This is a genomic window from Vibrio genomosp. F10 str. 9ZD137, from assembly GCF_049974785.1.
Taxonomy (GTDB): Bacteria; Pseudomonadota; Gammaproteobacteria; order Enterobacterales; family Vibrionaceae; genus Vibrio.
Genome location: NZ_JBNGCJ010000437.1, coordinates 1 through 13,610, shown reverse-complemented (window position 1 = coordinate 13,610; position 13,610 = coordinate 1). Strand labels below are relative to the sequence as shown.

Annotated in this window: 11 protein-coding genes and 1 pseudogene; 6 read left to right on the top strand and 6 right to left on the bottom strand. The window is 43.1% G+C overall.

Features of this window, described 5'->3' with window-relative positions:
• Positions 1–408, top strand: a pseudogene (locus tag ACP45E_RS10435) (BatD family protein); the annotation flags it as partial.
• 310 nt (positions 409–718) lie between these two features.
• Here ACP45E_RS10435 and ACP45E_RS10430 read toward each other — a convergent pair.
• Entirely contained in the window at positions 719–2,842 is a 2,124-nt protein-coding gene (locus tag ACP45E_RS10430; protein ID WP_017033468.1) for a sensor domain-containing diguanylate cyclase, read from the bottom strand.
• Between the two features lie 321 nt (positions 2,843–3,163).
• Here ACP45E_RS10430 and ACP45E_RS10425 point away from each other — a divergent pair, with 321 nt between their 5' ends.
• Positions 3,164–3,778, top strand: coding sequence for a L,D-transpeptidase family protein (locus ACP45E_RS10425; protein ID WP_017033467.1), 615 nt, complete (start codon positions 3,164–3,166; stop codon positions 3,776–3,778).
• Positions 3,779–3,883: 105 nt separating this feature from the next.
• Here the strand turns inward: ACP45E_RS10425 and ACP45E_RS10420 are convergent, their stop codons facing one another.
• Complete coding sequence (locus tag ACP45E_RS10420) at positions 3,884–6,244, bottom strand: Lon protease family protein (RefSeq protein ID WP_017033466.1); 2,361 nt, start codon at positions 6,242–6,244, stop codon at positions 3,884–3,886.
• 225 nt (positions 6,245–6,469) lie between these two features.
• On the opposite strand from ACP45E_RS10420, the gene ACP45E_RS10415 reads away from it, so the two are divergent.
• The 3 genes from ACP45E_RS10415 to ACP45E_RS10405 all read left to right on the top strand — a co-directional run bounded on the left by ACP45E_RS10415 (position 6,470) and on the right by ACP45E_RS10405 (position 9,882).
• Positions 6,470–6,964 carry a hypothetical protein gene (locus ACP45E_RS10415; protein ID WP_017033465.1) on the top strand — a complete coding sequence of 165 codons (495 nt, stop codon included), beginning with the start codon at positions 6,470–6,472 and terminating at the stop codon, positions 6,962–6,964.
• A 378-nt stretch (positions 6,965–7,342) separates the two neighbouring features.
• Positions 7,343–9,070, top strand: coding sequence for an RluA family pseudouridine synthase (locus ACP45E_RS10410; RefSeq protein WP_017033464.1), 1,728 nt, complete (start codon positions 7,343–7,345; stop codon positions 9,068–9,070).
• 104 nt (positions 9,071–9,174) lie between these two features.
• Positions 9,175–9,882 carry an SDR family NAD(P)-dependent oxidoreductase gene (locus ACP45E_RS10405; RefSeq protein ID WP_017037819.1) on the top strand — a complete coding sequence of 236 codons (708 nt, stop codon included), beginning with the start codon at positions 9,175–9,177 and terminating at the stop codon, positions 9,880–9,882.
• A 34-nt stretch (positions 9,883–9,916) separates the two neighbouring features.
• Here ACP45E_RS10405 and ACP45E_RS10400 read toward each other — a convergent pair whose 3' ends face one another.
• The gene (locus ACP45E_RS10400) at positions 9,917–10,384 is read right to left on the bottom strand and encodes an ASCH domain-containing protein (RefSeq protein WP_017037818.1); all 468 of its coding nucleotides are present in this window, start codon (positions 10,382–10,384) and stop codon (positions 9,917–9,919) included.
• Positions 10,385–10,446: 62 nt separating this feature from the next.
• On the bottom strand, positions 10,447–10,989 hold the full coding sequence (locus ACP45E_RS10395) for a GNAT family N-acetyltransferase (protein ID WP_017037817.1): 543 nt from the start codon (positions 10,987–10,989) through the stop codon (positions 10,447–10,449).
• 271 nt (positions 10,990–11,260) lie between these two features.
• On the opposite strand from ACP45E_RS10395, the gene ACP45E_RS10390 reads away from it, so the two are divergent.
• On the top strand, positions 11,261–11,887 hold the full coding sequence (locus ACP45E_RS10390; RefSeq protein WP_017037816.1) for an esterase/lipase family protein: 627 nt from the start codon (positions 11,261–11,263) through the stop codon (positions 11,885–11,887).
• Positions 11,888–11,898: 11 nt separating this feature from the next.
• Here the strand turns inward: ACP45E_RS10390 and ACP45E_RS10385 are convergent, their stop codons facing one another.
• On the bottom strand, positions 11,899–12,753 hold the full coding sequence (locus ACP45E_RS10385) for a mechanosensitive ion channel family protein (RefSeq protein ID WP_017037815.1): 855 nt from the start codon (positions 12,751–12,753) through the stop codon (positions 11,899–11,901).
• A gap of 167 nt (positions 12,754–12,920) precedes the next feature.
• Positions 12,921–13,610 (bottom strand): L-threonine 3-dehydrogenase (gene tdh / locus ACP45E_RS10380; RefSeq protein ID WP_069584980.1); only part of this gene is annotated, 690 nt, incomplete at its 5' end.

The following is a 13,610-nucleotide window of genomic DNA, read 5'->3' as shown; positions in this document are numbered from 1 at the left end:
GTCTATGAACGAGGGATATGGCCGTACTTAACCGTTTTGTTTGCGGTACTTTGGGTGGTTTCGTTGGGCGTTATTATCCGAATGAAGAAACAAGCGAATCAAGCCGAACATAGAAACGACAATGTGGCCGTCAGCGACAGTTCAAACTTAGAGGCATTGAAACAGGCGATAGGCACACGTGATGCTATAAAAAGCCAGTTTTACCTGTCCCGCTGGCTACAAGAGCAAGGGTCGCTAACCGAAGATGAGTCAGAATCTATCGAGCACTACTCGTCCAAACTTGGGTCAGCGTATGCTCAAATCAACCATCAAGAGATCTCAAAGGAAGAATACAAAACGCTCTTTTCCTTGATGAAAAAAATCGAAAAGAGGCAAGCAAAGGCTGTAGATACCCTTACTAAGCTGTAACCTAAACGCGGCTATTTGTTGAAATACAGTTAATTGAAATGCAGTTAACTGAAATACAGCTTGGCGAATACAATTTAGCGACATGCCGTTTAGTAACATACCGTTTAGCGGCATGTAGAGGCATTGAGTCTAGAAAATGACGAGAGGGGCTAGAATCAGAGTTTAAGTTACCTCTCTTTACTTTGCAGACAACAAAACGGCTCAGAAGGCCGTTTTATTGTCAGAAGTGCATTAACGTCATTCGTTCAAACTAGAGCTGACACATCGACTTTAACGCTAGTTTATACGGGCGTGTCATTTACATTGTGTATCATTTCACCTTTTCATGATGATCCATAATACTCATTACGCAATTTCGCCCTTCCTCTTTTGCTCGGTATAACGCTTTATCCGATTCACCGTACAACAAATCAAAGTTAAATTTATCGGTGTCCAGTTCCATAACAGTGTAACCAATGGAAACCGTTAATACATCCTGAGTTGGGCTGGGCTTATGAGGGATAGATTCCATTTCAATATCTTCACGAATGAGTTCCGCCAGTACTCGTACTGATTCGATGCTTTTATTGGCCACTAACAACACAAATTCTTCGCCACCGATTCGGCAGAAAACTTCATCGTCATGCTGGGTATATCGTTTCAAAATGTTCCCCACACGCATTAACGCAATGTCGCCCTCTAGATGACCATAATGATTATTAAACAGCCCAAAATGGTCGATATCTAACAAAATTAAACCATATTTTGTTTTGACTTGTTTTTGCGCCAAACATTTGCTTTCCATTAGGTGCTCTAACATCCGACGATTGCCGAGCCGTGTTAGAGGGTCCATTTTAGACAATAACTCGAGCTTCTCATTCGCTTCTTCCAGCTGCTTCGTTCTACTTTTCACCTGCTGCTCAAGACTCGCATTCAGCTCGTGAATCGCCTGCTGAGCACGGGTTCTTAATAGGACCTCTGTCAGGTTGGAGGCAAACATGCGTACCACCTCACGCAACTGAGAAGTAAGCGGAGTTCGCTTCAAAAGGTTATCCGCTGCGATAAATGCGATGGGCTCGCCGCTGTTACTCGTTAGCATGGTCATTGCTGTCCAGCCAAACCCCACAATATTAAAATCGTGGTAAATGGGCACCGACTCTTCAAACACCACTTCATTTGGGCTCTGACGTGCCAAATTGACAATCGTACGATCATGAGTTGATGAACGATAATAGGATTCATCAACCACATTACCCTGTATATCGGTTCCCCACGTCCCTTGCATGTAGCTGCACTCTGAATCAGTAAGGAAGACCGCAAGCCGATCAATGCCCAGTCGATTGATTGCGAACATAACCGCAGATTTACACACTTCACTGGTTTTCATGCATCGTGACAATTCAACCATACTGGCATGCAACATGCGGACATTCTGCTCTTGGCGCTTACGGATGTATATCTGCGAGAGGTGAGAACCAAAGGCTTCCAGTGCCTGTTTCTGATAGGAGGTAATTGGCATCCGGTTGATGAAATTGTCAACCGCTATCCAACCAATGGTTTCGGTTCCATCACGCAAGACCAGCATACCATTCCACCCTTGGCCTACCACCTTACCAGCGGTATACAAGGGCGCTTCTTCAATTAATACAACGGTACGATCTTCGTCAAACAGAACTTCAATATACTCATCTTCAAGCTGGTGCAGATCGTATTGAGTATGATGTTCACTGACGGTTTTTCCTTTTTCATTAGTCCCATAAGTCCCGCTAAAGCAGCGCTTTTTCATATCGAGGAGCATAAAAACAGCACGATCAAAGCCAAGATCCTGCCTGACAGACTCAACCGCAAATTTGTAGAGGTCATCTAACGTTTCTGGTGCCGACATATTCATCGCCACTTTTTGAACCAGTTTCATGTTATCGATAAACGCTTCACGCTGTTTAAGTTCATCAATATATTTAGCTTCTTTAATGTCTCTTTGCTTAAATTCTTGAGAAGCATCCCGTTCAGCTCGAATGCACTGCCAGCGCGAGGCAATAATAATTAAACAGTCAAATTGGCTCTTCTGGTCCAACTCGGTAAATACGCTTCCATCTACCCCTTCTAGAATAAGATATGTTCTCGCAGAAGGATGGTTGTCTAACATGAAGATGTAAGAATCGCCCCCCATGAGTGAAATAGGGTCCCAATTGCAGGTATTAATAGCTAGAGGTAACAAGCTATCAGACGTGTCAAACTGCGCTGCCCAACCCCAAAAGCTGCTCGGGTAATGAGAAAAATCGAGACCTTGAGATTGAGAATAAAGAGGCTTTGGTCGATCACCGGGCTTTGGCTCATTGACGATACTCATCGCTTTAGGTTGTATGAGTTCATCTAAATAGCTAAATAGGGTATGAGCCAGATACCGGTTACTTCTCGCTGATGATATCTGCTTTAAGAGCGCTCTTTGAAACATAATCTAAGCCTTATTTTTATTTTATGCTTCTATAGTCGCGGTCTCCCCTTATGCAATCAATCCATCACCGCCTTCACTGTTAACTCGGCCGCAAAATGACTATTTTGAGTTCAACATTCATGAGACAAACGACATTTATATGACATTGTTTCCAATGTTCTTCACCTTTCACGGTTGCATTTTTATTTATTTTCCAGAAAAAATAAATTCCGTTGTCTCGTTTGTCGAATTCATATGGTGAGTTTGATGGTATTTCAGTGCCCCAAAAAAGCCAAAATTGTCTATAATCATTAGATTCTCACCGGTTCATTCATGGTATCCATGTCTCGTATATCAATCTCTCTTAATTCGGCGCTATTGACAGTCATCATGACCTTGCTCGTATTACTCATGACACCACCCGTTTCTGGTTCAATACAACTGACGAGTTCTGTGATGATTTCTGGTCCAGATAGAGCAGATAGACTGAAAAGTGTAGATAAATCGAAAAGAGTAGAAAGTTCGAGAAACAGTACGATCGATCTGGTGAAAGTCGATAAGTCGAAGCGCAGAATGTACCTGTTGAAAGATGAGACTGTCATTCAAGAATTTCGCATTGCTCTCGGTGCTCGCCCAAAAGGACATAAGCTATGGGAAGGCGATCAAAGAACGCCCGAAGGGCTGTACAACCTCGATTTCGTTATTGAACATTCGGCTTTTTATCGCTCTATACACATCGATTACCCCAACCAGAAAGACATTGAATGGGCTCGATATAAAGGTATTAACCCAGGTGGGAACATTAAAATTCATGGTCTAAAGAATGGTGACCGTCGAAAACCAGAATACGTTCAGAGTTTTGATTGGACCAATGGTTGTATCGCCATCACCAATGCTGAAATGGATGTTTTTCTCAGTTTAGTGGAATCGGGGACTCCCATTTTAATTGAATGGTAAGCTAATGGAAAAATCAGGGGCGACGATGAGGGCACCCCTTTTAGTTGGATGGATGAATTTGCCCTAGACAGCCATCATTAACACTCTATCTACCTAATGCATTATTCACTTCCGTAACGCATTCAGTTTAGCTTGGGCAATACCATAAATAGTATCGATGGGGTAGCTGCCTTCATCACTCGCTACACCCGCCACTTTTCCAGTGAAGATTTCAATCGCTTCAGTGACATGCTCGATGGCCCAAATATGGAATTCACCTTTGTCGACGGCTTTAACTATGTCCGGTCTTAACATTAAGTTATGCATGTTAGAACGAGGGATCACGACTCCTTGCTCATTGGTGCGCCCCTTAATTTTACAAACATCGAAAAACCCTTCTATCTTCTCATTCACTCCACCAATTGGCTGTGACTCGCCAAACTGGTTCATTGAACCGGTAATGGCAATGTCTTGGCGGTTAGGTTGCTTAGAAAATGCCGAAACCACTGCACAAAACTCAGCCATGCTGGCACTGTCACCATCGACACCACCATAGGATTGCTCAAAGGTAATGTTTGTCGTTAGCGGTACCCTAGCCGTTTTGCCGAATACTGAAGAGAGATAAGCCGTTAAGATCATCACCCCTTTGGAGTGAATACTTCCACCAAGATCAACGCTTCTCTCTATATCAATCACTTCTCCATCGCCATATGCCGTAGTCGCAGTGATTCGGTTAGGGGCACCAAACATATGATCACTGGTGCTAAGCACCGACAACGCATTGACCTGTCCAACGGCTGCACCCTCTGTTTGAATGAGTGTAGTCCCATTAATGTAGCTTTCCATAACGCTATCTTGGAGTCGGCTAACTCTCATTATCTGATTACTCAACGCCTCTTCGACATGACTCGCTCGAATCATGTTGGAGTTAGCTTGGCGAGCAACGTAATTGGATTCGCGAATTAAATTTGCAATGCTCGCTGAGTGAAGAGATAGCTTAGTTTGGTCGCCTGACAAGCGCGAGCTATGTTCAATAATTCTTGCGATGGCTTTACGATCGCAATGAAGCAAGTTGTTATCATGAATGATGCTCGAAATGAACCTTGCGTAATGCAGTTCAGCTTCTGAGGTGCGCTTCATTTCATCTTCAAAATCAGCGGTAACCCGAAACAGTTCAATAAACTCTGGATCGTAATGTTGCAGCAGTTGATACGTACGGTGGTCGCCAAACAGGATAATTTTCACATCAAGCGGAATCGGCTCTGGGTCGAGTGATACCGCTCCGGTTAACGTGACCTCTTTTTCTAGCGAGGTGAAACTTAACTGCCTTGAGCGTAATGCCCGTTTAAGCCCTTCCCAAACATAAGGCTGCTCTAGCACTTTTTGTGCATCCATCATTAGCACGCCACCATTGGCTTTGTGCAAACTGCCAGGCCGAATCAACGAGAAATCGGTAAATACGGTTCCTTTGAATGTGGCTGTTTCTATATAGCCAAAGAGTGAGTGATAATTCGGGCTCTCTTCAACCACAATGGGGAAGTCCTCTCCTGAACGGCTAACCAGAACGTTCACTTTGTATCGTCTCGGAAGCTTTTTATCTAATGAAGCGGTGGCCATTTCACCTTGTTCGACGGCTTCATCTAAGAAAATATCGGCATTTTCAACAATGTCTTTTTGTAAGTCGGTGAGGTATGACTTGATCATGGAATAACCATTGTAATCAAGCTTCAACTGCTTAATGAAGTGGGTAATGACATCCAATGTCACTTCGTCGTTCAGCTTTTTAATTTTTTCACTGTAACCCTCTTCCCATTCAGTGAGTTGACGAACCATTGATCGCAACTCTATTTCCAATTCATCGATGCTGGCTCCGAACTCTTCTTGATCTTTCTTGCTGAGCTCGTCGAAAGATTCTTCAGTGTGTAATTCCTCCCCATCCATCGCAATAAACTGATAGTCGCCCTGTGTAGTTAAGGTCAGGCTAATGCCCTTTTCTTTCGCTTCCTTACCTATTTTGTCGAGCTCAACTTGTTGTTTGTCTGCCAATTGATTTTTAAGTTTTTCAGCACGAGAGATGTACATTTCATTGTCGAACGCTAAAGGCAATGCATTAACTAACTTGGTCATTAGCTTTTCTATGTCTTGCTTTAATTTTGCTCCGACTCCACAAGGTAATTTAAGCACTTTGGGTGTGCGGATATCTTCAAAATTAGCCACATAACACCAGTCAAACATGGTGTCTGAATCATGTTTGTGGCGGTTTAAATAGCGCAAAATCATCGTGCGCTTGCCCAACCCATTTTGGCCAATCGCGTAGATGTTATAGCCTTTCTCTTTGATAGACATGGCAAACTCTACGGCTTTCTGGGCTCTTTTCTGACCGACGATCTCGTCAATGGGAGCCAGTTCTTTGGTCGATTTGCAAGGCAACTGCTCTAATAGAGCCGTGTTATAAAGTTGCTCAGTGTTCAATCTTTGAATCGCCATCACTACCTCCTTGGTAATTATTGCTCTGGTACTTAAATCAGTTTAGATGCATTTCATCGATTTTTTAGTGACTTAGACCCAAATCGAGTTTAAGTGGACAAATATCCACCAATCTCATGTCATTAGCTCCTCCTCTAAATAAATCCTTTCAATTATGAATTTGGCCCTTGTAAATGATAATGAATTTCATTTACAATAATTTATCTCGCTGAATAAAGGATTATGATGAATATTCAACAATGTTGGAGGACCTTCCAAAAAGCCCAGCAATTATTGGAACAAGGGCACTGGCCAGAAGCACATTGTCTATTGGAAGATGTACTTCATTATATTCCTTTTCATATTAATGAAGCTCTATGTAAAGAAGAGGTGGAAGTGTGCCAGTTTATCGCTCTCATCTCGACGCTAAGGGATGCATCCATCGCGCAATCCCAAATATTACTCAAAATGGGGCGTCAACAATGTGCATTCGAGGTACTCAACCAGAGCTATTGTGAGTTCCAGTTCATCTCGATTGAAGAGTGCCCGTTGATATTAAAAGCACTCAGTGTCTTGAATAAGTACAGTGATGACCTTGTATTACATATTGGTCAATTATGTGTCTCTCAACGCAGTGCTACTTGGATGCTAGAGTTCGATACCTTACAAAAGTCGCATCACTACTTTAACCAAATTCGCACCGCATCGGGCCGGCAAACTCACTGCCACACTTTAAATTAATAAAATAGGCAGTTTATCAAAACTACGCCTATACTTAATGACATACAGTTTTTCGGTTTGGCCGCCGGAGTACAAGCGTTGCAAGGAAGCAGCGCTTTTCTTTATGTTCATTATCGAAACGGCGATCCCTAATCAACTGACTTATCAGATTTACAATGTAAACCCAGCCCAGAAATCGCTCCAAAACTTCTCCCGCCCTATCTATCATGGTGTTTACTTTGGGTGCATTTTTCTAAATTGAGTGAATGTAAGTGTTATTACCGCAGCATAATTCACTTCTGTACAGCCTGTTATCCCCTAGGTAAAATGCGCCCACATCGATGAAGGGCTGTCTCTCATTCTTCTTGACCTTTGTATTGCGACGTATGAGCACAAAAAATGAATCCGCAACCAGTATTGGCAAACAAGCTATCGTCTTTTAAACGTTCAATAGACCACTTACCACGACCAAAACGCTTTACGTTTCCCTATTACTATACGCCTCATCCACTTGCTGTCACTGCGATGAGTGAATTGCAACACTATTTAGCAACACAGAAAGAATGGAAACATGATTTTTCTGATCAAGGGAAAATGTTTGCGGTTTTAGTGGTCGAAACCCAGCAAGGGGAACTTGGGTATTTATCCTCTTTTTCTGGATCTAGTGTGCGCTCTAAATTACCTGACGAAAGTGACATTCCAAATTTCTTCGTTGACCCTATTTATGACCCTGGTGTTGACACGAATTCTCAAGCTCAATGGATTGAAAAAAAGAACACACTGGATGCGCATATTCTTTCGCTAACGGACAACCCGGTATTTATAGAAAGAAAAGCACGATATACAAGCATGAAAGCCCACGCTGAGACTGAAATTACTGACGGTCAAACCGCTTTAGTATTGAATAAAGCTAAGCGTAAAGAACGGCGCAAAGAAGCCGAATTGCGCCTCGGTAACGATCTTGATGAACAGCAATTGAAAGCGATCATTCACGAATTAGGTCGCCAAAGCAGTAAAGAAAAACAAGAACTAAAACTGATTAAAAATAAATGGAATCAATTGCTTGATGAGCTAAGTCCGCTTATTCAAGATACCGAAACCGAGATTAAAAACCTACAGCAAAAACGTCAACAAGTCATAGCGCGGATTGCAGATGAAAAGCACAAATCCTGTCGATTCTTAAATCGTGAAGGTGAATTAAAAAGCACGTATGACCTGTTCAATCTAGGCCGATCGAACCAAAAAAACGAAGCTAATGATCAAAAAGCCCCCATAGCGGGCTCGAGTGAAGAAAACCTGCCTAAATTACTGCAAACGGCTTTTCAATATGGATTGACACCTTTAGCTTTGGGAGAGTTTTGGTGGGGCGCATCGCCTTACCATCAAATTCGCCAACATAAAAACCTCTACCCCGTATGTCAAAGTAAGTGCTTTGAAATTTTGGAACACATGCTCGAAGGGATTGAAACCGATGAAAGTCCCCTAAAACAAACCCCTTCTTTAAATAAAGAGCTTGAAATCATCTACGAAGATGATGTGCTCGTCGTGGTGAATAAACCAGCCGAGTTCTTATCGGTATCGGGAAAGTATATTAGCGACTCTGTTCATGCACGTATGCAAGTTCGTTACCCTAACGCCACTGGGCCACTGGTTGTTCATCGATTAGATATGTCGACCTCTGGGTTGATCATTTTCGCGCTCACCTCAGAGGCAAACAAACACGTTCAGCAACAGTTTATTAATCGCTCTGTAGTGAAACGTTATACTGCACTGCTTGAAGGACTCCTGAACCAAGGAAGTGGGACAATCGCACTTCCCTTGCGCGGAGACATAGAGGACAGGCCAAGACAGATGGTGTGTCATCGTAGTGGCCGCAACGCGCAAACTGACTATCAAGTTATTGAAACAATCGGTCACCGAACCAAGGTTGATTTGTACCCCAAAACAGGTCGAACCCACCAACTTAGAGTGCATTGTGCCCATTCATCAGGTCTTAATACGCCGATTGTCGGAGATGATTTATACGGTTTCAAAGATAAGCGCTTATACTTGCATGCGGGGTATCTGAAGCTGCGCCACCCAGTCAGTCATGATCTTATCGAATTTACAGCGCCCTCGGATTTTTAATGAATCGCCCTATGATGGGAAGACACGTCACTTTGATACTCAAACTGCCTTTTTGTATGTACTATAGTGATCAACACGCCCTAACCATTATGGAGATCTGACCTTTGAACATACTGATTATTGGCGGCTCCGGTGGTATTGGTTTGGCGCTCATCGAGCACTTTTTATCCTCCAATAACACCCAGACTGTCTACGCGACTTATCGCAACGCTCAACCTAATATTTCGGCCCCTAACCTGAATTGGCATAAAGTCGATGTCACGGCTGAAGGTGATATAGAAGAGCTAGCGAATGCGATCCCAAAATTGGATGTTTTGGTCAACGCGGTTGGTGTGCTAACCGGGCCAGAGCATTCACCTGAAAAAACCATCAATGCTTTTGATGTGGATTTCTTTAACCAGAATCTATCGATTAACACCGTCTCAACGCTGTTATTAGCTCGATACTTCGGCCAACACCTTAAATCAAAGTCATTGAGCCATTTCGTCTCTCTGTCCGCCAGAGTGGGTAGCATTGAAGATAATCAACTGGGGGGATGGATTAGCTATCGGTGCTCGAAAGCCGCTTTGAATATGGCGATTAAGACCATTAGTATCGAGTGGCAACGGAAAAAGAATAACTGCTGTATGTTTGCTTTCCACCCAGGGACCACTGACACGTCACTTTCTAAGCCTTATCAAAAAAACGTGCCCGAACACAAGCTGTTCACTCCCCAATACGTCGCGGCTCAGTTAGCTAGCATGATAAAAACAACGACATCAGAAGATACTGGCAAGTTTTATAGCTTCGATGGCAAGGAAATACCCTGGTAGTTAAGTTCTGGTGAGTCATCGACCGTTTTAGAGACTACTCAGGGTAAACTTTAACGAATCGCTCTAATACTAAATTCGAGGTTTCATTGAATTCGACACCCACCTCTTGCGCATATTTTGAGAAGAAATTAATATGCGCAGCACGCCACCATTCGTAGCTACCATCGCCTTCTCCTTCTGACTCGGCGAATTCTCGAGTCACTTGATTAAACGGGCATATCGAAACTTCCGTCATTTTTACGATACAAACTGGCTCTTGTTTCCAGTTAAGCACGACCGTTAACAGTCCGACTTCTGGTAAAGGCTCATTTTCAGCCTCATACCCTGCTTTTAGGCTGCAGGAAGCGCGCTTTATTCCAAGGCTAATTAAACGGGCACATTCATTTGCATTGTATTCATCGGCGCAATAGTGTTCCGCAATAGCCTTGCATGATTTGAGTTGTTCGATTGGGGTCAACGTTGATAGGTATTGATCCAAATAAGCCTGTTGTACTGCGTTCATTTCTATTCCTAATAATCCAGTAAGCGGTTAACGATGGTTAGAGCATCATCATACCCACGATATTACTCACTCTTCACTTGCCATTCATGGCTCAGAACGGCTAGTACAACCGAATCCCACCATTGCTTTTTAAAGAAACGATGCTCACGAAAACAGGCTTCTTGCTTCATGCCAAGCGACTGACATAAATGGATAGCGGCTCTGTTTTTACTGATGGTTTCTGCATAGATCCTGTGGACACCCAGCTCAGAAAAGCCATAACTTGCGAGGGCGACGGCCGCTTCCTTGATCAGCCCTCGACCTTGATATTCTCTACTCAGCCCGCAACCAAAAGATGCTTGATTATCTGGCTCCAAACGCAGGCACACTGTCCCAATAAACAGACCACTCTCTTTGTGCTCTATCGCCAATTGAAACGACCGACGTGGATTCTCTGCCGCTTGCTCGATGAACAGCGCTGTTAGCTGGCGGTATTTTTTAGGATCGCAATCTGACTCATCGTAAAAGCGTTGATACTTAGGGTCTTGAGAAATAGCGATAAAGGCGGCTTCATCACTTTTTTTCATATCACGTAGCAATACATGTTCTGTCTCTAGCTTAAACACCACTTCTCCTTTGGGGCTTTGTTTTTCAATAATTTACTACGCCTTCCATTGGTTTAGTGAATGTAACATATGTTTTGTAATCTAGGTGTTTGTCATGGCGCTATTTGTGAAATGACTGTTTATAAAATGACTCCCCGTAACGGCTCAATAGCGAATTGATTCACAACACTATTTGAGAAGTTCATTAAAAATAACTCCCCATTTCCATTCAATTTTTGTTAGGTTGGCTAAAAGCTCTAATCTCATGTCAACAATTAGCAGGAGTGGATCAATGAAAATAGTCTTTCTGCACGGCCTTTACATGCATGGTATTGCCCTGCTTCCATTAAGTCAGCGCCTAGATAAGCTGGGCTACCACACGGATGTACTTAGCTACAATTCGCTTAACATAAACGCAGAAAACGTTTTCAAACAGATTGATGCGCTTCTTGACCCTTTCGAAACCAATATACTGGTAGGCCATAGCCTTGGCGGGTTGATGATCAAACATTACCTGACAAGCCGAAAACCATCTAACGTTCGAGTTTCACACGTCATCGCGATTGGTTCGCCTATTCAAGGGGCTTCGATTGCTGAAAAAATTTCAGAATTAGGTCTAGGCGCGATTTTAGGGAATTCGACTAAGCATGGGCTGGAGAAACATAACGATACTTGGGATTTCCCGCAAAAACTAGGGTGTATCGCGGGAACTCAATCAATAGGTTTAAGGCCAATACTTTTGGGGAGTGAAAAGTTGTCGGATGGAACCGTCACCGTTGAGGAAACAAAAATCAACGGTTTGACGGATCACGTTACCATCAACAGTAACCACACTAGCTTGCTTTACAGCAATGTCATACCGAATCAGATAGATCACTTCATTCAGTTCAATGCTTTTAACAAGACCAGTAGAAAATAAATAGACAGCGATTAAGCTGGATCACCTGTGTTTATTTCAAAACGCTGGTGATATTCTTTCATAAAATCTTCTCGAATTAGTTGCTCTAAATGTGAAGCACGTTCAGTTGGACAAAAGATCATATAATGAACAGACTGCTCACCAGTTGGCATACTACTAATATGAATATGTGGCTCCGGACCCGGTAAGTCAACGCCCGCTCGTTTTTCAATCACGATATTATATCGGCGCGCAACTTCAATAAAATCTAAACAATGCTCGTCGACCTTTTCCGTAAGCCCTTCAATCATCGGATATAAGTTAACAAAGTCTTGCACGACGATGGAAAAGCTGTGGTATACATATCGTTTCATAAAGTTAAGGTTCTTCACGGGGAACGTAAAGAACATGCTATTGGGCAAGGTGGCGGTTTTACCTGTGTAGTGATATTGACCATGGTGCAAATCAATCTCTTGGATAACAGTAGCCATTAAGTTGTGCTCAATTACCTCACCACTTATTTTTCCAACTTCTATCCAGTCACCAATACGAAACGACCGTGAACTGGCACGCTGAATTGACCCGGTAAAACAAAGAATAATCTCTTTTGAAGCAACCACAATAGCCACAGCAATCGCCGTTACCGATAAGGCAAACTCCGCGATTTCAGATTGCCATAGCATGAATATTAAAATAACAAAGGCCGCAAAGGCCCCATTTTTTGTCCGTGACATCCAATTACGCTGTTCTTCTGAAAGGAACAAGTCATCGCCGCGAATACCTGACAAAATTAGGCGACGAATCATGATAATCAACAGCAAGATCAGAGCACTAGTTAGGCCTTTGTTATCCAGTAAAAAATTAATAACGAGGTAAACCTTTTCCACCCTCTACTCCTTAATTGTAGAGACAAACGCTGTAACGCATATTAAATGAGTTACGGACTCATTACACACTGATTCTAGCCATCAAAAAGAAAAATGGTGAATTCGAACAAAAAAGCCGAGCATAGTGCTCGACTTTTCCCTTACTGCCTAGACTGACTTAACCAAGGCTATTCCCAATCTAGGATGACCTTACCAGACATTCCAGAGCGCATCATGTCGAAGCCTTTCTGGAAATCGTCCACTTTATAGTGGTGCGTGATGATTGGAGACAGGTCTAAGCCTGACTGAATCAAAGATGCCATTTTGTACCAAGTTTCGAACATCTCACGGCCGTATATACCTTTGATCACCAGGCCTTTAAAAATAACCTGATTCCAGTCTACTGCCATGTCGGATGGTGGAATACCTAGTAAAGAGATCTTGCCGCCGTGGTTCATGTTAGTCAGCATGCTGTTGAACGCTGATGGGTTGCCCGACATTTCTAAACCAACATCGAAGCCCTCAGTCATCCCGAGATCAGCCATCACGTCTTCTAGCTTATCTTCCATCACGTTAACAGCGCGAGTTACGCCCATTTTCTTAGCCAGATCTAGGCGGTATTCGTTTACATCGGTAATGACCACGTGGCGAGCCCCAACGTGTTTTGCTACTGCTGCAGCCATGATACCGATTGGGCCAGCACCCGTTATCAGAACGTCTTCGCCGACGAGATCGAAAGATAGTGCTGTGTGCACTGCGTTACCAAACGGGTCAAAGATTGAGGCAAGATCATCAGAGATTTCTGCTGGGATCTTAAAAGCGTTAAACGCTGGGATCACAAGAAACTCAGAGAACGCGCCAAGATCGGAAGAGCGGTT

Excerpts from the sequence above, each read along its gene's own strand:
- ACP45E_RS10415 (WP_017033465.1), top strand. The coding sequence starts at position 6,470 with ATGAATATTCAACAATGTTGGAGGACCTTCCAAAAAGCCCAGCAATTA.
- ACP45E_RS10430 (WP_017033468.1), bottom strand. The coding sequence starts at position 2,842 with ATGTTTCAAAGAGCGCTCTTAAAGCAGATATCATCAGCGAGAAGTAAC.
- ACP45E_RS10425 (WP_017033467.1), top strand. The coding sequence starts at position 3,164 with ATGTCTCGTATATCAATCTCTCTTAATTCGGCGCTATTGACAGTCATC.
- ACP45E_RS10390 (WP_017037816.1), top strand. The coding sequence starts at position 11,261 with ATGAAAATAGTCTTTCTGCACGGCCTTTACATGCATGGTATTGCCCTG.
- ACP45E_RS10400 (WP_017037818.1), bottom strand. The coding sequence starts at position 10,384 with ATGAACGCAGTACAACAGGCTTATTTGGATCAATACCTATCAACGTTG.
- ACP45E_RS10410 (WP_017033464.1), top strand. The coding sequence starts at position 7,343 with ATGAATCCGCAACCAGTATTGGCAAACAAGCTATCGTCTTTTAAACGT.
- ACP45E_RS10420 (WP_017033466.1), bottom strand. The coding sequence starts at position 6,244 with ATGGCGATTCAAAGATTGAACACTGAGCAACTTTATAACACGGCTCTA.